At 70.1% G+C, this 17044-nt stretch carries 17 protein-coding genes and 2 tRNA genes; 3 read left to right on the forward strand and 16 right to left on the reverse strand.

Annotation, left to right across the window (positions count from 1 at the left end; genetic code table 11):
- Positions 1-7: 7 nt before the first annotated feature.
- The 9 genes from HUT19_RS29340 to HUT19_RS29380 all read right to left on the reverse strand — a co-directional run bounded on the left by HUT19_RS29340 (position 8) and on the right by HUT19_RS29380 (position 6431).
- On the reverse strand, positions 8-202 hold the full coding sequence (locus tag HUT19_RS29340; protein ID WP_176183323.1) for a hypothetical protein: 195 nt from the start codon (positions 200-202) through the stop codon (positions 8-10).
- Between the two features lie 13 nt (positions 203-215).
- Positions 216-467, reverse strand: a complete 252-nt coding sequence (locus HUT19_RS29345; protein WP_176183324.1) for a hypothetical protein — start codon at positions 465-467, stop codon at positions 216-218.
- Between the two features lie 141 nt (positions 468-608).
- The gene (locus HUT19_RS29350) at positions 609-2867 is read right to left on the reverse strand and encodes a cell division protein FtsK (protein WP_176183325.1); all 2259 of its coding nucleotides are present in this window, start codon (positions 2865-2867) and stop codon (positions 609-611) included.
- Positions 2868-2946: 79 nt separating this feature from the next.
- Entirely contained in the window at positions 2947-3276 is a 330-nt protein-coding gene (locus tag HUT19_RS29355; protein ID WP_176187454.1) for an RRQRL motif-containing zinc-binding protein, read from the reverse strand.
- Between the two features lie 42 nt (positions 3277-3318).
- Positions 3319-4173 (reverse strand): protein spdB, encoded by an 855-nt coding sequence (locus tag HUT19_RS29360; RefSeq protein WP_176183326.1) that lies wholly within the window; start codon positions 4171-4173, stop codon positions 3319-3321.
- Complete coding sequence (locus tag HUT19_RS29365; protein WP_176183327.1) at positions 4170-4481, reverse strand: hypothetical protein; 312 nt, start codon at positions 4479-4481, stop codon at positions 4170-4172. Before HUT19_RS29365 ends, HUT19_RS29360 begins: the two co-directional genes overlap by 4 nt.
- A complete protein-coding gene (locus tag HUT19_RS29370; protein ID WP_176183328.1) occupies positions 4478-4762 on the reverse strand; it encodes a hypothetical protein in 285 nt (94 codons plus the stop codon). Before HUT19_RS29370 ends, HUT19_RS29365 begins: the two co-directional genes overlap by 4 nt.
- The gene (locus HUT19_RS29375) at positions 4759-5028 is read right to left on the reverse strand and encodes a DUF6284 family protein (protein WP_176183329.1); all 270 of its coding nucleotides are present in this window, start codon (positions 5026-5028) and stop codon (positions 4759-4761) included. Before HUT19_RS29375 ends, HUT19_RS29370 begins: the two co-directional genes overlap by 4 nt.
- 686 nt (positions 5029-5714) lie before the next feature.
- Positions 5715-6431: a GntR family transcriptional regulator gene (locus HUT19_RS29380; RefSeq protein WP_176187456.1), complete on the reverse strand. Its 717-nt coding sequence runs from the start codon at positions 6429-6431 to the stop codon at positions 5715-5717.
- A 58-nt stretch (positions 6432-6489) separates the two neighbouring features.
- On the opposite strand from HUT19_RS29380, the gene HUT19_RS29385 reads away from it, so the two are divergent.
- Positions 6490-7302 carry a bifunctional 2-polyprenyl-6-hydroxyphenol methylase/3-demethylubiquinol 3-O-methyltransferase UbiG gene (locus HUT19_RS29385; RefSeq protein WP_176183330.1) on the forward strand — a complete coding sequence of 271 codons (813 nt, stop codon included), beginning with the start codon at positions 6490-6492 and terminating at the stop codon, positions 7300-7302.
- 191 nt (positions 7303-7493) lie between these two features.
- Complete coding sequence (locus HUT19_RS29390; protein WP_059143180.1) at positions 7494-7601, forward strand: hypothetical protein; 108 nt, start codon at positions 7494-7496, stop codon at positions 7599-7601.
- 86 nt (positions 7602-7687) lie between these two features.
- Here HUT19_RS29390 and mqnC read toward each other — a convergent pair whose 3' ends face one another.
- The 7 genes from mqnC to HUT19_RS29425 all read right to left on the reverse strand — a co-directional run bounded on the left by mqnC (position 7688) and on the right by HUT19_RS29425 (position 13419).
- Entirely contained in the window at positions 7688-8899 is a 1212-nt protein-coding gene (gene mqnC, locus HUT19_RS29395; RefSeq protein ID WP_176183331.1) for a cyclic dehypoxanthinyl futalosine synthase, read from the reverse strand.
- Positions 8900-8910: 11 nt separating this feature from the next.
- A complete protein-coding gene (locus HUT19_RS29400) occupies positions 8911-9213 on the reverse strand; it encodes a ferredoxin (protein WP_176183332.1) in 303 nt (100 codons plus the stop codon).
- A 46-nt stretch (positions 9214-9259) separates the two neighbouring features.
- Entirely contained in the window at positions 9260-10423 is a 1164-nt protein-coding gene (gene mqnE, locus HUT19_RS29405) for an aminofutalosine synthase MqnE (protein WP_176183333.1), read from the reverse strand.
- Positions 10424-10553: 130 nt separating this feature from the next.
- On the reverse strand, positions 10554-11393 hold the full coding sequence (locus HUT19_RS29410; protein ID WP_176183334.1) for a menaquinone biosynthetic enzyme MqnA/MqnD family protein: 840 nt from the start codon (positions 11391-11393) through the stop codon (positions 10554-10556).
- A 2-nt stretch (positions 11394-11395) separates the two neighbouring features.
- Entirely contained in the window at positions 11396-12403 is a 1008-nt protein-coding gene (locus HUT19_RS29415; protein WP_254885858.1) for an acetylserotonin O-methyltransferase, read from the reverse strand.
- Between the two features lie 840 nt (positions 12404-13243).
- A tRNA-Tyr gene (locus HUT19_RS29420) sits at positions 13244-13323 on the reverse strand.
- A gap of 1 nt (position 13324) precedes the next feature.
- A tRNA-Ser gene (locus HUT19_RS29425) sits at positions 13325-13419 on the reverse strand.
- A 347-nt stretch (positions 13420-13766) separates the two neighbouring features.
- Here HUT19_RS29425 and HUT19_RS29430 point away from each other — a divergent pair.
- A complete protein-coding gene (locus HUT19_RS29430; protein WP_176183336.1) occupies positions 13767-17024 on the forward strand; it encodes a bifunctional [glutamine synthetase] adenylyltransferase/[glutamine synthetase]-adenylyl-L-tyrosine phosphorylase in 3258 nt (1085 codons plus the stop codon).
- The last annotated feature ends 20 nt before the right edge of the window (positions 17025-17044 follow it).

The raw sequence follows: 17044 nt of genomic DNA on the forward strand, positions 1-17044 counted from the left end.
CTCCCTTCTAGCGGTCGATGTCGTTGAGGGCGCCGGTGACGGCGGTGACGAGCTGGTTGACGGTGTCGCTTGCGTCGGTGTCGGCGAGGTAGAAGCCGAAGAGCGCGACGACGACGGCCGCGCCCGCGCCGATGGCCTTGAAGCGCAGCAGCAGCGCGACGCCGACGGCGAGGAGCAGCACGAGCGAGATGGTGATGTCCACGGGACCTCCGAAGTCAGCGGGTGCCGGAGCGGTAGGTGCGCGCGGCGCGGTTGTAGATCCAGCGGCCGAGGCGTATGCGGATGCCGTGGCCGTTGCAGCGGCGGCAGTCACGGCCGCGCTTGGGCTTGCCCTTGCGGTCGTAGGTGAGGGCGTGGCCCATGCCGTCGCACTTGCGGCAGGGCCCGAACGGCTGGAGCCAGCACCGCACGCCGTAACACAACGTGACAGCGAGTAGGCAGGCGCTAGCGAGGACGGTCAGGTCCATGAGGGGGCTCCCAGAGGGGTTCCGAGGGGTTTCCGCAGGTCGCCCGCTAGGTGCTAGCGGGCTGACCAGGGGCGGTTTCGGTCGCTAGCGAGGTTGCTAGGTCTAGCGACATGGGTTGCTAGACCTAGCAACACTTCGGGGCTACTTCTCAGCCCGCTTCTTGTTGCGCTCCGTGACGGCATCGATGATGTGCTGACGCTCGATGCCACGCCGGTTCGCGCCCTTGCCCGTCTCGGTCTTGCCCCACACCTGATCCGTCTTGATGCCGAAGGGCTTGAGCGCGGCGGCGAGCTGGTCCGCCTTCGCGCGGCCCTCCAACTCCGCCCACTCCCCGTAGGCGTCCGCGTTGAGCTCGGCGAGACGGTCCACGATGGTCTCGGACCACACCTTGTCCTCACGGCGTCCCAGGACGGCGGCCACGTCGGTGAGGATCGCGTCCGCGCCGCGCGTGCTGGTGCTCTCGCCGACCGCGTCCCCGCTCAGCGTGCCTTCTTCCTCGCGCAGGGTGCGGGCGCGGGTCAGGACGGTGTCGGCGTCGCGGCCGTCGGCGAGGTAGGTGCGCACGATCCCGGAGTCATCCGACATGCCCTTGCACAACCCGACGCCCTTATGGGACTTCAGCAGCTTCGACGCGTCCAGACCCTCTGAGTAGGAACCGGCACCGAGGACGACGTCCGACACCTGCCAGGAGCCGACCCGCAGGGAGAACCGGGCCTGGTGCTGGTCACGCAGCACGCTGGGGCAGGCGGTGTCGTCCGGCTTCTGCGTGGAGTTCATCACCGACACCCCCACCGCCGGGGCGACGCGGGCGAGGTAGACCAGCAGCTCAAGGACGGTCTTGCCATGCACGGGGTGCTGCAAGTACTCCTGCACCTCATCGACGACCACCAGCGTGAGCGGCATGTTCAGCTTCTTGTCCCGGCTGATCTCCGGGGTCAGCTTGCCCTCGGGGCAGATGTGCAGCGGCAGTTCCGAGAGCCGGTGGTAGCGGTCCTCCACATCCGCTTTCAGCTCCATCAGGGCGTTGATCAGGTGTTCCACCGGGTCGACGCCGTTGCGGGGCACGATGCCGAACCCGATGCGGTGCGCGACCTTCGTGAACGCACGCCAGTCCGGGGACGCCTTGCCGTCGAACACGATCAGCCGGACGTGCGGGTCGAGAGCGGCGGCCAGAGCGATCGCACGGGCGGAGAACGTCTTGCCCTGCCGGGGGACAGCGCCGACCAGCAGCGACAGCCACAGCATCGACGCCATGACCGGGTTGCCCCGCTCATCCACGCCCCACGGAAACGGCTTCCAGAAGTCCACCCTCGTCGCCCCGAGCAGCGGCGTGCGCCCGGCCGGAACGGCGAGCGGGTCACGGTCGGCGATCCAGTACGACACCCGGCGGCCACTTGTCTCGTCCTTGTCGAGGAAGAGCTGAGTGGGAGCGATGTCCATACCGGACGCGAGCCGGGCGTGAGCCTTCACGGCGTCCTCGAACGTCTTGCCGTAGGGGAGGTCGACCACCACGCGCCACCCGTCGCCGTCCCGCCCGATCGGCCGGGGGAAGGCGATCGACTGGTCCTTGCCGGTCAGGTTCGCCGCATCGTGCGCGCGGACCACGATGTCGGAGGACAGCCTGCGCTTGCGGAACGTCACCTTCGCCCGGTCGATGAGCGGCCGGTCCGCCGGCGCCCCCACCAACCCGAGCGCGGTGGTCAGCGTGGCCACGGACAGCAGGAGCAGCCAGGACGGGGCCATGACGTAGAGGGTGAGGGCGGCGGCGAGGCCGACGAACCCGGCGACGGTGGCGACGATGCCCCGCAGACGGACCCGGTCGTTACGCTGCCGAGAGAGCCTCAGGTACTCCCCGGCATCTTCGGCGGCCACGGCCGCGAGCCGCAGGCCCTTGCCCTCGGCATCGAACACCCACCGGCCGATCGCAGTCGACCAGCGCCACGCACCACGCGGCGAGTAGGCCAGCAGCTTCGGGGTGTAGACGACCGGCAGGCGTACGGCGTGGTAGCCGACCATCGTCGAGTAGTGGCGGACCGCCCACTTACGCACGGCCTTGCGCTGGTCGGGAAGCTTCACCCAGTCCGGCAGCACCGGCAGACGGGCCTTGTCCCGCTCCTGCATCCACTCCGTCACCGACGGCGGATAGACCTCACGCGGCGGGTCCACCGGCGCGCCCTCGGCAACGCCCTCCGCTTCCGGGTCGTCGGTGTCGGGAAGTTCGGCCTCCCACTCACCGGCCTTGACCTCCACCGGCGCCGTCGCAGACGGGGCGGGGACGGTCGGTGCCGGGGCGTCGGCGGGGGCGGTCTTTTCCAGCGGGAACGGCAGCACGGCGGCCGTCCGCTCCTCCGGCGAGTTGTCGGGGGTGTTGGGGGGCGGGAAGGCGGTGTTCTCGGTCACGATGTACATCGCTCCTTCACGGGAGTCGAGGGCCCGACCGATTGCTGTGGAAGGTGGCCGGTCGGGCCCGGTAGAACGTTCAGGGGGTGCGCTGGTCCTCGGAGTGGGCACAGGCAGCACACATGCCGAGCGAGGTCGGCAGGCAGTAGCTGTAGGTGATCCGGCAGACGGGGCAGGTGCGGCGGGCGAGCATCGCCAGAGCGAGCGCGCCCCACTTGCGCGAGGTCATCGGCCGCACCGGCACCGCGAGGTCGACGCGGTAGAGGTAGGCGACCAGCGGCGGGCGCCGGTACCGCCCGCGCATCACCTGCGCCGCCACCTCCTGACCGCCCGGACGCAGACCGAGCGCGCGCAGTCCACGCCGGGTGGCGTAGCCGTCCGGCGCGCACTTCCACGGGTAGATCGGTATGCCGTAGCGGGCGCCGGTCGAAGAACGCGGCGTGCGCCACCATCAGGCGACGCGCTTCCATGCGGCCCGCAGGCGCACTTCGGATGCGGAGTGACCTGCCGCGCGAAACCGGGCGGACATCTCGCGGTAGGACAGGGCGGGCGTCTCGCTGTGCCGGATCTCGTCTACCAGCGCGTCAAGCGCCTCATCCGTGAGTGCGGGTCCTGTCTCCAGCGCGGGAACGGACTCGGTGGGGCCCCACACGGGGAGTTCCCATGAGGGTGTGACGCCGGGTGTGACGCGGGTCGTCACGCTGGTCAGGGCCCTGCCGGTGTCCTCGCCCCTCCGTGCCGTCTCCAGCGTCGACCATGCTTCGGCGAGGGTGTCAGCGGTCTTGGCCTGGACGCGTGCGACGCGGGCCCCGGCGTGCGTCACGGCCGTCAGCCGGGTCTCCTCGGTGGCCGCTTCCGCCCGCAGCCGGGCGCGGGCAACGGCCGCTTCGTCGCGGGCCTCTTGCTGGATTCCCCGGATCGCACCGAGCGCGGCCGGGGTGAGGGCGGTGCGCTCCCACAGACTGTGGACCAGCCACAGTGCCTTAGCCGCCAGCGGCAGCCAGGCCACAGCCAGCCACGCGCCGGACGACTCTTCGGCGGTCAGTGCGTGGGCGATAAGGACGCCGGTGGCGACCAGGCCGAAGAACCAGCCGACGCCCGTCACGGTGCGGTTGTGGTCGCCCTGCGCGGCGAGTCGGCGTTCATAGGCGAGCGTGGCGAGCCATCCACCGTCAATGCCGAGACCGACGACCAGCGCGACCGGCCACGGCACCGCCGTGCCCAGCCACATCAGGACCACGGCCAGAGTGAGGACCATGGACACCGCCGTCATCGCCACGGCGGGAAGAACGGTCTTGGCGCTCATGCCGTACCTCCCTTGCGGCGGTTCTCCGCGCGGCTGCGCTGGCTCGGCTGAGTACGCGGGGCGCCCTCGTACCAGACGAACGGCGGGATGTCGTCCGCGGCGGTGAAGACACGGATGGCGGCTCCCGCCGGGGCGTCGGGCAGGGGGTAGACCCTGCCGCGCTCCAACGACGCCAGCAGCCGGGCCCCGTGGTGCTCGCAGCCATCCGCCCCGGCGTTGTAGGCGTCCAGCACGGTCACGACGACCGGACCGTCACACGGGCTCGGGTCCTCGTGGTGAGCAGCAGGGCAACGGGGTGTGTCCCTCATGCCGGGTCCCCCTTGTCTTCCCAGGGGGTGTAGGTGACCGGCGCGGTTTCGGTCCGGCCGCGCAGGTACGCGGCGGACGATCCAAGGGCGTGGTTGCGCTCCAGGACACAGGCCAGGACGACTCGGGCACCGGCCGCACGGTCGATCAGCAGCCGGTAATGCTCCCGCTCGTCCTGATCGGTCAGGCCGGGCAGCGGCAGGTCCAGCGCGTCATGCACAGCCCGCAGCAGCGCGGCAACATCCTCTGACAGCGGACCGGGAACCGGGGGGATGGTGCTCACGCTCCCACCCCCGGCACGCTCATCGAGATGGCGCGGTTGGAGAGCTCCCGACGGGCGGCCAGCGCCCGGCGACGGGCCCGGCGGATACGGCGCTCATCCAGCTCCGACACCGGCCGGTCAAGCGTCATGATCTGCGCGTCCAACAGGTCGACGTCCGCAAGGATCACGGGCATCTCCCGGTCGATCGCGTCCAGCTCAGCGCCGGTTGGCTCCATGAAGTCGGCGAACGCGGTAACAGCGTCCTGAACAGTAACGATGGGACTCATTGGGTCTGGTTCCTCTCAGACAGGAACGGCCCGAACAGCGGCCCCGGTGTTCCAGCACCGGGGCTGCGCGCCGTTGAAGTCGGTAGATCCGGCTCCCCACACCCCGCCCGTGTGGCTCACGCAGTGCGTGAGTCGGACGGGCGGAGGAGGCAACCGGCCGCAGCGCTAGCCGCTGCGATGGCGGGAAGAAGGGGACCGGCTTGTTCGTCGGCGGAAGACGCCGCGAACGGGGATGACGCACAGGCGCCGCCGTGCCGGTCGATCACGGCGGCGCCCACGTATTTCGTTGGCTGTGCACAGTGCCCCCTTGCGTGGAAGCGGACGTGGACAGGTCTCCTTCGAGGTGGGCCGCGCCCGTATCAGGTAGCGCGGTCATGACCTCGTTGTAGGCGTATGGAGACGTGACCTTTCGGTCTAAGCCCTCCGGTTAATGACAAGGCGCCGGGTCACCTCCCCCCGTCCAACGCGGGGCTCCTGGTCGTGCATGGCGAAGCAGCCCCGCCCCCGAAGGGTTCGGGCTGGCTTGCGGCCACATCCATAGACTGGACCGGTGGACCGGTCCAGTCAACTGCTTCGGGTGGAAGCCGGTTCCGGCTTCCTTCGTTTCTGCTGGTAGTGGCCACTCTTTGGGAACGAAAAAAGCTGGACCGGCGGACCGGTCCAGCTCCTTCTGTCGTGCGTGACGGCTACATGGCGTAGGTCTCTTCCCGTTCATAGAGAGGGCCCGGCGTGACCCCTTCCTCACAGACCAGCGGGCGCCCCTCTTGGTCGTACGCCGTGTGCAGCACGACAGCCACCGGGGTTGGGCGCGACAGGTCCAAGTGCTCCGCCTCGACCTCCGTAGCCAGGCGCACCGTGGTGACGTCGGTCCCCTCCACGGGGAACCGGCCGGTCTGGCGGCGGACGTACCGCGTCGTGCCCTCCGCGATGGGGGCGGTCTGGGCCAGGCGGGGCGCCGCCTCGGCCACCTCGGGTGGGAACCACGCCACCGCATAGCTATGGGGGCTCCCGTCGGGAAGCTGCATCACACGCACCCGACGAAGTGCCTCCATGCCGCCGTCCATCCGAAGCGCCTCGGCCACATGTGCCGGAGGCGCCGCCCAGTCAGGGGCACCCACGCGCAGGAATGGCATACCGCCGGTCACGCGCGCCGAACCGGCCCGTCGCCCGCCCGCCGGCCGCGCCTTGGGGGTCTCGGTGACGATGAACCCCGTGCCCTGCTTGGCCTCCACCACCCCGTCGTTGCGCAGCACGTCCATGGCCTTGATGGCCGTGGCCCGCGACACGGACCACTGCTCGGCCAGATCCCGCCCCGATGGAACGGTGTCGCCCGGCTCGAACTCACCCGCTGCGATCCGGGACCGCAGGGATTCCGCGATTTCCTCGTACTTCAGCAGCGCCATGGTTCCCCTTGTCAGATACGGACTGGACTGGTCCACCGGTACACAGGATACTGCCCTCATGTCGAAACCAGAGGTCGCCCTAGCACCGGAGATCGAACACTTCTACTCAGACGTCATTGACGAGGACACCCGGCTGACCATGTCGGCAGACGGGCGGCTCGAACTGCTCCGCACGCAGGAGCTCCTGCGCCGCTTCCTCCCCCCAGCACCGGCGCGCGTCCTCGATGTGGGTGGCGGGACCGGCGTCCACGCACGGTGGCTCGCAGAAGACGGCTACAAGGTCGAGCTGATCGATCCCGTCGCCCGGCACGTCGAGCAGGCGGCGACGATCTGCCCCGCGGCGGTGGGCGACGCGCGTGCGCTGGCTGCGGAGGACGCGAGCTACGACGTGGTACAGCTACTCGGCCCGCTCTACCACCTGCCCGACCCGGACGACCGGCGCACTGCCCTCTCCGAGGCGCAGCGCGTAGTGAAGCCCGGGGGGCTCGTCGCCGCAGCCGCGATCAACCGGTACGCCTCCCTCTTCGAGCACGTCACCTACGCACATCTGCACACCGACCGCTTGCAAGCGGCCATCTCCAAGATCCTGAGCACTGCTGTACACGACGGCAAGGGCTTCACTCTCTCCTACTACCACCGCGCCGATGAACTCGCCGACGAACTGCGTGCGGCAGGATTGACCGACGTAGAGGTGTTCGGGATCGAGGGCCCCGCGTGGTCGCTCCTCAAAGCGGTCGAGCAACAGCCTGGGGAAGGTCCCACGGACGACATGTTCGCCTCGGCACTGACAGCCGCGCGAATGGCCGAGCCGTACCCGGAACTCCTGGCCGCCAGTTCCCATCTGCTGGCGGTCGGGAAGGCGCCGATGTAATCCGCGCCGCCCATCATGATGTCTGCTCAGTCTGAGCGGTCTGGCCCCGGAGACAGGGAAGTTGTCCCAGTCTCCGGGGCCGCGCTCTGGGCCGTCTGTGGGCCGTACGAGGGTGACCAACGACGACCAACAACGACCAATGACAACCGTGCCGCCCCCGCTCGGAAGCGGCACCGGAAGGGGTCTCCCAGGTGGCGGATTCGCCGCATGACTTCCTCCGCAACAAGAAGCAGGAGTGGGAGGAGTACCGCTCCGAGGTGACCCCGTTCGAGCTGCGGAAGAACCTGCCGGTGCTGTAGTCCCGCCGCGGCATTCCGGGCCGACGGTGGTGAACCGTCGGCCCGGAGCCGTCTCACCGGCCCGCAAGACCGTTGCCGGGAGAGGGTCAGGTGGACGCGATGACCGTCAGCTCGGGGTGGGCGGTGCCGCCCGCGATGGCCGTGGACGACAGGTGGGAGACGACGTGGTCGTCGACCGGGTCGTTCGCCGGGTCGTCGTGCACCACCAGGTGCTCGTAGGTGGTGGCGCGCTGTGCGGGGACGCGGCCCGCGGCGCGGATGAGATGGAGCAGTTCCATCCGGTTGGAGCGGTGCTTGGCGCCCGCGGAGGAGACCACGTTCTCCTCCAGCATGACCGAGCCGAGGTCGTCCGCGCCGTAGTGCAGGGACAGCTGTCCGGCTTCCTTGCCGACGGTCAGCCAGGAGCCCTGGATGTGGGCGACGTTGTCGAGGAAGAGCCGGGCGATCGCGATCATCCGCAGGTACTCGAAGACGGTCGCCTGTGTGCGGCCCTTGAGGTGGTTGTTCTCGGGCTGGTAGGTGTACGGGATGAAGGCGCGGAAGCCGCCCGTACGGTCCTGCACGTCACGGATCATGCTGATGTGCTCGATCCGCTCGGCGTTGGTCTCGCCGGTGCCCATCAGCATCGTGGAGGTGGACTCCACCCCGAGGTTGTGGGCGATCTCCATGATCTCCAGCCACCGCTCACCGGACTCCTTCAGCGGGGCGATGGCCTTGCGCGGCCGCTCGGGCAGCAGCTCGGCGCCCGCGCCCGCGAAGGAGTCCAGCCCCGCCGCGTGGATCCGGCGGATCGCCTCCTGCGCCGGGACACCCGAGATCCGTGCCATGTGCTCGACCTCGGAGGCCCCCAGCGAGTGGATCACCAGCTGCGGGAATTCCTTCTTGATGGCCGCGAAGTGCCGCTCGTAGTACTCGACGCCGTAGTCCGGGTGGTGGCCGCCCTGGAACATGATCTGGGTGCCGCCGAGTTCGACGGTCTCGGCACAGCGGCGCAGGATGTCGTCGAGATCGCGGGTCCAGCCTTTGGCGGTGTCCTTGGGCGGGGCGTAGAAGGCGCAGAACTTGCACGCCGTCACACAGACGTTGGTGTAGTTGATGTTCCGCTCGATGATGTACGTCGCGATGTGCTCGGTACCCGCGTAACGCCTGCGGCGGGCGGCGTCGGCGGCGGCTCCCAGCGCGTGCAGCGGAGCGGACCGGTAGAGGTCGAGCGCCTCTTCCGGGGAGATACGCCCCCCGCCGGCGGCGCGGTCGAGCGCCGCCTTCGCGTCGGGGTGTTCCTTCTCAAACGTCGTCATGGTCGGAGTCATCACGCCAGTGCTCCTGCGTCGGGCCCGTGAAGCTCCACCTGATCGCTCTTGCGACGCACATGGATGCAGTCACCGGGGCAGTCGTTCGTTGCGTCCACCACGTCCCGCACCAGCGGAAGCGGAACAGTCACCGTGGCGGCGGGCTGCCGGCACAGCTCGTCGTCCTCGTCCTTGACGTAGGCCAGTCCGTCGATGTCCAGCTCGAAGACTTCCGGGGCGTACTGGGCACAGATGCCGTCTCCGGTGCACAGGTCCTGGTCGATCCAGACTTCGAGTTCTTCTTCGGGTGTGTTCGTGTCCATGGCTGGTGTCCGCCGATCGTCGTGGGGTGGGAGAGGCCGGCCGGGGTCAAACCCGCATGGGTTGGGGGGACTCGCGGCGGCCGGCGTCCGGACCGTCGTACTCACGGATGATCTCGTAACGGGTGTTGCGCTCGACCGGACGGAAACCCGCGTCCCGGATCAGCTCCAGCAGATCATCACGCGTCAGCTTGTTCGGCGTTCCGTAGTTGTCCGCATCATGAGTGATCTTGTACTCGACCACCGAGCCGTCCATGTCATCCGCACCGTGGTTCAACGCCAACTGCGCCGTCTGCACACCGTGCATCACCCAGAACACCTTCACATGCGGCACATTGTCGAACAGCAGACGCGACACCGCGAATGTCCTCAATGCTTCCGCACCCGTCGCCATCGACGTCCGCGCCTGCAACCGATTACGGATCTTCCCGTCCTTCATGTCCACGAAATCATGCTGATAACGCAGCGGAATGAAGACCTGGAAACCATTCGTCTCATCCTGGAGTTCCCGCAGCCGCAGCACGTGGTCCACCCGGTGCCGGGGCTCCTCGATATGCCCGTACAGCATGGTGCAGGGGGTCTTCAGCCCCTTCTGGTGGGCCAGCCGGTGGATGCGCGACCAGTCATCCCAGTGGGTCTCGTGGTCGACGATGTGGCGGCGGATCTCCCAGTCGAAGATCTCCGCACCACCGCCGGTCAGCGACTCCAGACCGGCATCGATCAATTCGTCCAGGATCTCCGAGGCATCGAGACCCGAGATCTTCTCGAAGTGATGGATCTCCGTCGCCGTGAACGCCTTCAGCGACACCTGCGGCAGCGCCTCCTTGAGTGCTCGCAGCGACCGCGGGTAATAGCGCCAGGGAAGCGTGGGATGCAGACCGTTGACGATGTGCAACTCGGTCAGGTTCTCGTGCTCCATCGCCCTGGCCAGCCGCACGGCCTCCTCGATCCGCATCGTGTACGCGTCCTTCTCGCCCGGCTTCCGCTGGAACGAGCAGTACGCACATGACGCCGTACACACATTCGTCATGTTCAGATGACGATTGACGTTGAAGTGAACGAGGTCACCGTTCTTACGCGTCCGTACCTCATGCGCCAGACCACCCAGCCACGCCAGATCATCCGAGGCGTAGAGGGCGATGCCGTCCTCACGGCCGAGTCGCTCTCCCGCGAGAACCTTCTGCTCCAACTCCCGCTTGAGACCTGAGTCCATTGCCGTCATCCCCTCGTCGTTCCTGTGTCTGTCCGGCACGGTGGTGAAGTCGCGTGAACCACGCGTCGGCAAGGGCGCCGCCGTATCTCCTGAGCCCCGTTTCCCGGACGCGATGCCGGGACGGGTGGCCTCAGGAGACGGGCGCCAGCCAGTGATAGTCGGTGGTGGCGCCGATACGCCGGGCGAACTCGGTCATCCCGTCCAGATGCCGCGGGCCGAGGCCGTAGTCCAGCGTGCTGAAGTACGTCTCCAGGAGCGCCGGGCCGAAGGGCGCCCACCGCGCGGCACGGGCCGCGATCTCGTCGAGGTGCTCCAGCGAGAGGTCCCGCGCCGCGAGGAGCGACCGGTGCACCTCGTGCACCGTCTCGGGCTCCCTCGCCAGGAAGTCGCGGCGGACCGCCCAGACGGCGAAGACGAACGGCAGCCGGGTCCAGTCGTGCCACAGCCGGCCCAGGTCATGGACGTCCAGCCCCTCCTCGGGCAGCCGCCGCGCATGGGCCTGGAGCCCGACGTCCCCGATGACCACGGCCGCGTCGGCGTCCTCGAGCATGCGCCCGAGGTCGGGGCGACAGCCGTGGTAGTCGGGGTGGGCGTGGTGGCGCTCGGCGAGAATGAGCTTCGCCAGGCGTACGGAGGTGCGCGAGGTGGAGCCCAGCGCGACGCGCGCCCCGCCGAGGTCGGCCAGCGGCTTCCGGGAGACGATCTCGCAGGACATCACGTCCCCGTCGCAGCCGACCGCGATGCCCGGGAGCACGGCGAGGTCATCGGCGTGCCGGAGGAACTCCACGAGCGAGACCGGACCGATGTCGAGATCACCGGCGACCAGCAGATCGCTCAGCCGCTCCGGGGTGTCCTTGGTGAGCTCCATGTCGAGGAGCGCGCCGGTGCGCACGAGCCCCCAGTAGAGGGGCTGGCAGTTGAGGAATCCGATGTGGCCGACGCGCGGACGGTGCCTCGTGGAGGCGGACACGCTCACTGATCGGGCCTCGGGGCGACCGGTGTCCCCTCTATCAGCGAGAAGGGCTGGGGGCGGGGCAGCGAGGTGACGGCGGAGAGCCGGAACCCCGACGCGCGCAGCAGCGTGTCCCAGTCGGCGCGGGTGCGCTCCCGGCCGCCCACCTTCACCAGCATGTTGAGGTCGCTCAGATACATCAGCTCGTCCGCGCCCGCCGCGGCGGTGTCGGGCAGCACCCGCTCGACGAGCAGCACACGCCCGTTCTCGGGCAGGGCCTCCCGGCAGTGCCGGAGGATGGTGACGCACTGCTCATCGTTCCAGTCGTGCAGGACGCTCTTGAGGACGTGTATGTCGCCGCCCGCCGTGACGCCCGTGAAGAAGTCCCCCGGTTCGCGGGTGCAGCGGTCGCCGACGCCGAGGTCCGCCAGGTTCCGCTCGGCGCCCTCCAGTCCCTCGGGTACGTCGAAGACGATCCCCTTCAGGGAGGGATGGGCGCGCAGGATGGCGGCCAGCAGGGTGCCGTGGCCGCCCCCTATGTCGACCACCGTGGTGAAGCGCCCGAAGTCGTAGTGGTTCGCGACCAGGTCGGCCACCATGCGGGTGCCCTGGCTCATCGCCGCGTTGAACTGTTCGGAGAGCTGCGGGGCGCCGCCGAGGTAGGTGAAGAAGTCCTGCCCGAACGCCTTGGAGAAGTGCGGACCGCCGGTGCGGACGCTCTCTTCCAGACCTGTCCAGGCACCGACGGTGGTGGGGTCGGTGAGCAGACGGACCAGTGCGTGCAGGGAGTCCGGGTGGTCCGTGCGCAGCAGCGATCCGGCCTCGGTCAGCGAGAACCGCCCACCCTCGTCCTCCGAGAGCAGTCCCAGTCCCGCCATCGCGCGCAGCAGTCGGTGCATGGCCTGCGGATCGGCCCCGCACGCGCGGGCCAGATCGGCGGACGTACGCGTGGTGTCCCGCAGCAGATCGGCCACGGAGAGCCGGGCCGCGACCCCCACCACCTGTGCGGCCATGTGCCCGTGGGCCAATCTCGCAACCGTCGCGGTGACGCCCTGACTGGCCTCTGTGCGCATGCCGGATAAGCTCATCCGTACATCCCCCATTCGCGACCTGCGGGTAATGCCCCACAGGGTTATGAGCGCCACATTAACACCAGCGGAATCGGGCGGGCCAAGCGGTTTTGCTGTGCGCCATCTCGCATTTCCGAATTGATTGAAGGAAGAACGGATTTCGGTTGTCCGCGGTCCTGGACGGCACCGCGCGGTGGCCGGATCAATTTCTTTGATATGAGGGGTCGGGGACGCTCCGATGGGTCCACGTCAACCGCCGTGCCGGCCGGGAACGGATCAGCGGGTGTTGGACGATCCCTCGCCGAAGCCGTTGCGGCGCTGGCCCCGCGGACCACACAACCGACGGTGACGAGGGGACCGGGAAGGGCCCGCCGACGGGGAGACATGGCCCCCTCCCGGTCCTCTCCACGATGTACGGCGGGACCCGCCGCGGACCAGGGTCGGGTGGCCCTCCTCGGGGGCCGGAGGGCTCTCCCCTCCGGTCCCGGCGCGGGGACTGCCGTGCCATAACCGGCACTTCCGGCCGCGAGAACAGCGGGCTCTTGGACGGATGTCCGCCATGGCGGGACCTTGATCCATGGACGACACGGGACCCGGGCCGACATCGCGGCCGAACGCCGGACCGCGTCCGCCTGCTGGGGACGGTCGAGCCCAAGACGCTGAAGTTCTTCCGCGCCGACCTCGACGCCCGTCCAGCCGCGCGCCGGCGACCTCGACTGGACCTGCGGCACCGTCCCGCCTGCGCGGGGAACCGCGCGACCGCTTCGTCACCGTCTGAGCGGCGACGGGGGTAGCCGGTGGGCGAGGACGGAGTCGAACCGTCACAGCCGGAGCGGGGGCTTTACAGGCCCTTGGGCTCGCCAGTGCCCAGCTCGCCCATGGCGGAGGAGGTGGGATTCGAACCCACACGGCCGCTCACGCAGCCCAACGGTTTTCGAGACCGCGGCCGGCGCCACCTGTCGGCTGGCTCCTCCTGGCGATGAAGCAAAACGCCGCCCGACGGGGCTTCCCGGGGCGGTGGAACCGGCGGCGACGTCCGGCTACGACACGGCACGCCCGGGGCGGCGGGATGAGCGTGATGAGGGGGAATACGAGCGATACGCGCGGCTGCTGGTCTGCCGGATCATCGCGGATTCCCCTCCCTGCTCTCTGCCCGGCACCGTTCCGCGGTGCCCGTCTCGGCGGTGGAATCACTGTGCCGCGCCCCCGACCACCGCGGCAACGGGTTTTCCGCCACGGCTGGGACCTGCCGCTTCGCCGTCGCGGTCGCTTAGGCTCGTCAGCGAGTCTTGATCACGACGGCGGACGGGAGGCGTGCGGAATGTCCGTACCGCAGGGACGCAGGAGCAGCAATGTCACCCGGCTGCTCCGGCACGGTTTCACCGATGCCTCCTCCGCCCAGCGGCTGCTGGACGCGCCCGAGCTGTCCGCGGTCCGCAGCGATCCCGTGCTGCTCGAGGCGCTCGGCGCGACCGCCGACCCCGATCTGGCGCTGCGCGGGCTGGTGCGGCTGGTCGAGGCGCTGCCCGAGGAGGTGGCGGAGGGGGAGAACGGCGGACAGCGGGCCGGATCGCGGCGGGCGCTGCTGGACACCCTCGTCACCGCCAAGCCGCTGCGCGACCGGCTGCTCGGGGTGCTCGGTGCCTCCGAGGCGCTGGGCGACCATCTCGCCCGGCATCCGCAGGACTGGCACGCGCTGGTCACCTACGAGTCCGCCGATCTGCATCCGACCACCCCCGAGTTCGAACAGGCCCTGGCGGAGGGCGTCTGGAGCGGACCGGGCGCGCGGCTGCCCCGGCCCGACGCGCTGCGTATCGCCTACCGCCGGGCGCTGCTGGCCATCGCGGCCCGTGATGTGTGCGGCACCACCGATGTCACCCAGGCCGCCGCCGAACTGGCGGACCTGGCCACCGCCACCCTGCGGGCCGCGCTGGAGATCGCGGCCGAGGAGCAGCCCGAGGACGCCGCCGCCTGCCGGCTGGCCGTGATCGGCATGGGCAAGTGCGGGGGCCGTGAGCTCAACTACGTCTCGGACGTGGATGTGATCTTCGTGGCGGAGGCGGTCGACGAGGCCGACGGTCGGGAGAGGGCTGAGGGGAAGGCGGTGCAGGCCGCCACCCGGCTGGCCTCCCGGCTGATGCGGATCTGCTCGGACGTCACCGTCGAGGGCACTATCTGGCCGGTCGACGCCAATCTGCGCCCCGAGGGCCGCAACGGCCCGCTGGTGCGCACCCTGTCCAGCCATGTCGCGTACTACCAGCGGTGGGCCAAGACCTGGGAGTTCCAGGCGCTGCTGAAGGCCCGGCCGGTCGCGGGGGACGCCGTGCTCGGCCAGGCGTACGTGGACGCGCTCGCGCCGATGGTCTGGCAGGCCGTCGAGCGTGACAACTTCGTCCCCGACGTGCAGCAGATGCGCCGTCGCGTCGTGGAGAACATTCCCGTCGCCGAGATCGACCGCGAACTGAAGCTCGGCCCCGGCGGGCTGCGCGATGTGGAGTTCGCCGTCCAGCTGCTCCAGCTGGTGCACGGCAGGTCCGACGAGTCGCTGCGCAGCGGTACGACGCTCGACGCGCTCGCGGCGCTGGCCGCGGGCGGTTACGTGGGCCGCTCCGACGCCGCCGCGCTGGACGCCGCGTACCGCTTTCTGCGCTCCATGGAGCACCGCATCCAGCTCTACCGGCTGCGCCGCACCCATCTGGTGCCCGAGGACGAGGCCGATCTGCGGCGGTTGGGCCGTTCGCTGGAGTTCCGCACCGAGCCGGTCAGCGAGCTGGGCACGGCGTGGCGGCGGTACGCGCGCGAGGTGCGGCGGCTGCACGAGAAGCTGTTCTACCGGCCGCTGCTGGACGCCGTCGCCCAGCTGGAGCCCGGTGAGATCCGGCTGAGTTCCGAGGCGGCCGGGCAGCGGCTGGAGGCACTGGGCTACGCCGACCCGGTTTCGGCGCTGCGGCATCTGGAGGCGCTGGCCTCCGGGGTGACCCGGAAGGCGGCGATCCAGCGCACCCTGCTGCCCGTGCTGCTGGGCTGGTTCGCCGACTCCGCGGACCCGGACGCCGGGCTGCTGGGCTTCCGCAAGGTCTCCGACGCCCTGGGCAAGACGCCCTGGTACCTGCGGCTGCTGCGGGACGAGGGCGCCGCCGCGGAGAATCTGGCCCGGGTGCTCTCCACCGGCCGGCTGGCCCCCGATCTGCTGCTGCGCGCCCCCGAGGCGGTCGCCCTGCTCGGGGATCCGGAGGGGCTGCGGCCGCGTGGGCGGCGCCATCTGGAGCAGGAGGTGCTGGCCGCGGTGGGCCGGGCCGACGGGGCCGAGCAGGCGGTCGCAGCGGCGCGCGGGGTGCGGCGGCGGGAGCTGTTCCGTACCGCCGCGGCGGACATCATCGAAAGCGCCCGGCTGGCGAACGGCGCGGTGGTCCCGACGGTGAGCTGGCCGCCGCCGGGCGACGAGGGCTCCGGCGGCACCGCGCCCCGGATCGCGGGCGTCCCCGCGACGCCCGTCGCCCCGCGCGGTGCCTCGGAGGTCCCCAGCGCGCTGCGGGAGTCCGAACCCCATGTGCCCGCCCGGCCCACCGGCGCCGCCGTCGTGGACGAGCCGCCCGCCGACGCGGGGGCGCTGGTCGGTATGGTCGGCGACGCCCTCTCCGACCTCAACGCGGCCGCCATCGCGGGCGCCCTGCGCGCCGCCGTCCGCGACACCTGGGGTGATGAACTGCCCACGCGTTTCGCCGTCATCGGCGTGGGCCGCTTCGGCGGCCATGAGCTCAGCTACGGCTCGGACGCGGATGTGCTGTTCGTGCACGAGCCGCGGGAGGGCACCGATGAACAGGAGGCCTCCCGCGCCGCCTTCGCCGTGGCCAACGAGATGCGGCGGCTGCTCCAGCTCCCCACCGTCGATCCGCCGCTGCTCATCGACGCCGATCTGCGCCCCGAGGGCAAGTCCGGCCCCCTGGTGCGCACCCTCGCCTCGTACGCCGCGTACTACCGCCGCTGGTCGCTGGTCTGGGAGAGCCAGGCGCTGCTGCGGGCCGAACCGGTCGCGGGCGACCGGGAGCTGGGCGGGCGCTTCATCGAGCTGATCGATCCGCTGCGGTATCCGGCCGAGGGCCTGGGCGAGGACGCCGTCCGCGAGATCCGGCGGCTCAAGGCGCGGATGGAGTCCGAGCGGCTGCCGCGCGGCGCCGATCCCACCACCCACACCAAACTGGGGCGCGGTGGCCTCAGCGATGTCGAGTGGACCGTCCAGCTGCTCCAGATGCGCCACGGCTGGGCCGAGCCGGGGCTGCGCACCACCCGGACCCGCGAGGCCCTGGCCGCCGCCCACGCCGCCGGTCTGATCGGCACCGAGGACGCCCAGACCCTGGACGAGGCATGGGTGCTGGCGACCCGGGTCCGCAACGGTGTGATGCTGGTCCGTGGCCGCTCCGGCGACACCTTCCCCAGCGAGGCCCGTGAACTGGCCGCCGTGGCCCGCTACCTGGGCTACGGACCGGGACATGTCGGGGAGATGCTGGACGACTACCGCCGCACCACCCGCCGTGCGCGGGCCGTCGTGGAACGTCTCTTCTACGACTACGAGGGCTGATCGGGAGGGACCGGCCGCCC

Origin of the sequence: Streptomyces sp. NA02950 (assembly GCF_013364155.1) — a bacterium.
GTDB lineage: Bacteria > Actinomycetota > Actinomycetes > Streptomycetales > Streptomycetaceae > Streptomyces.

Bases quoted from the DNA above. Each gene is read 5' to 3' on its own strand.
- HUT19_RS29345 (WP_176183324.1), bottom strand. From the start codon at position 467: ATGGACCTGACCGTCCTCGCTAGCGCCTGCCTACTCGCTGTCACGTTG.
- HUT19_RS29360 (WP_176183326.1), bottom strand. From the start codon at position 4,173: ATGAGCGCCAAGACCGTTCTTCCCGCCGTGGCGATGACGGCGGTGTCC.
- HUT19_RS29365 (WP_176183327.1), bottom strand. From the start codon at position 4,481: ATGAGGGACACACCCCGTTGCCCTGCTGCTCACCACGAGGACCCGAGC.
- HUT19_RS29375 (WP_176183329.1), bottom strand. From the start codon at position 5,028: ATGAGTCCCATCGTTACTGTTCAGGACGCTGTTACCGCGTTCGCCGAC.
- HUT19_RS29380 (WP_176187456.1), bottom strand. From the start codon at position 6,431: ATGGCGCTGCTGAAGTACGAGGAAATCGCGGAATCCCTGCGGTCCCGG.
- HUT19_RS29385 (WP_176183330.1), top strand. From the start codon at position 6,490: ATGTCGAAACCAGAGGTCGCCCTAGCACCGGAGATCGAACACTTCTAC.
- mqnC (WP_176183331.1), bottom strand. From the start codon at position 8,899: ATGACGACGTTTGAGAAGGAACACCCCGACGCGAAGGCGGCGCTCGAC.
- HUT19_RS29400 (WP_176183332.1), bottom strand. From the start codon at position 9,213: ATGGACACGAACACACCCGAAGAAGAACTCGAAGTCTGGATCGACCAG.
- mqnE (WP_176183333.1), bottom strand. From the start codon at position 10,423: ATGGACTCAGGTCTCAAGCGGGAGTTGGAGCAGAAGGTTCTCGCGGGA.
- HUT19_RS29430 (WP_176183336.1), top strand. From the start codon at position 13,767: ATGTCCGTACCGCAGGGACGCAGGAGCAGCAATGTCACCCGGCTGCTC.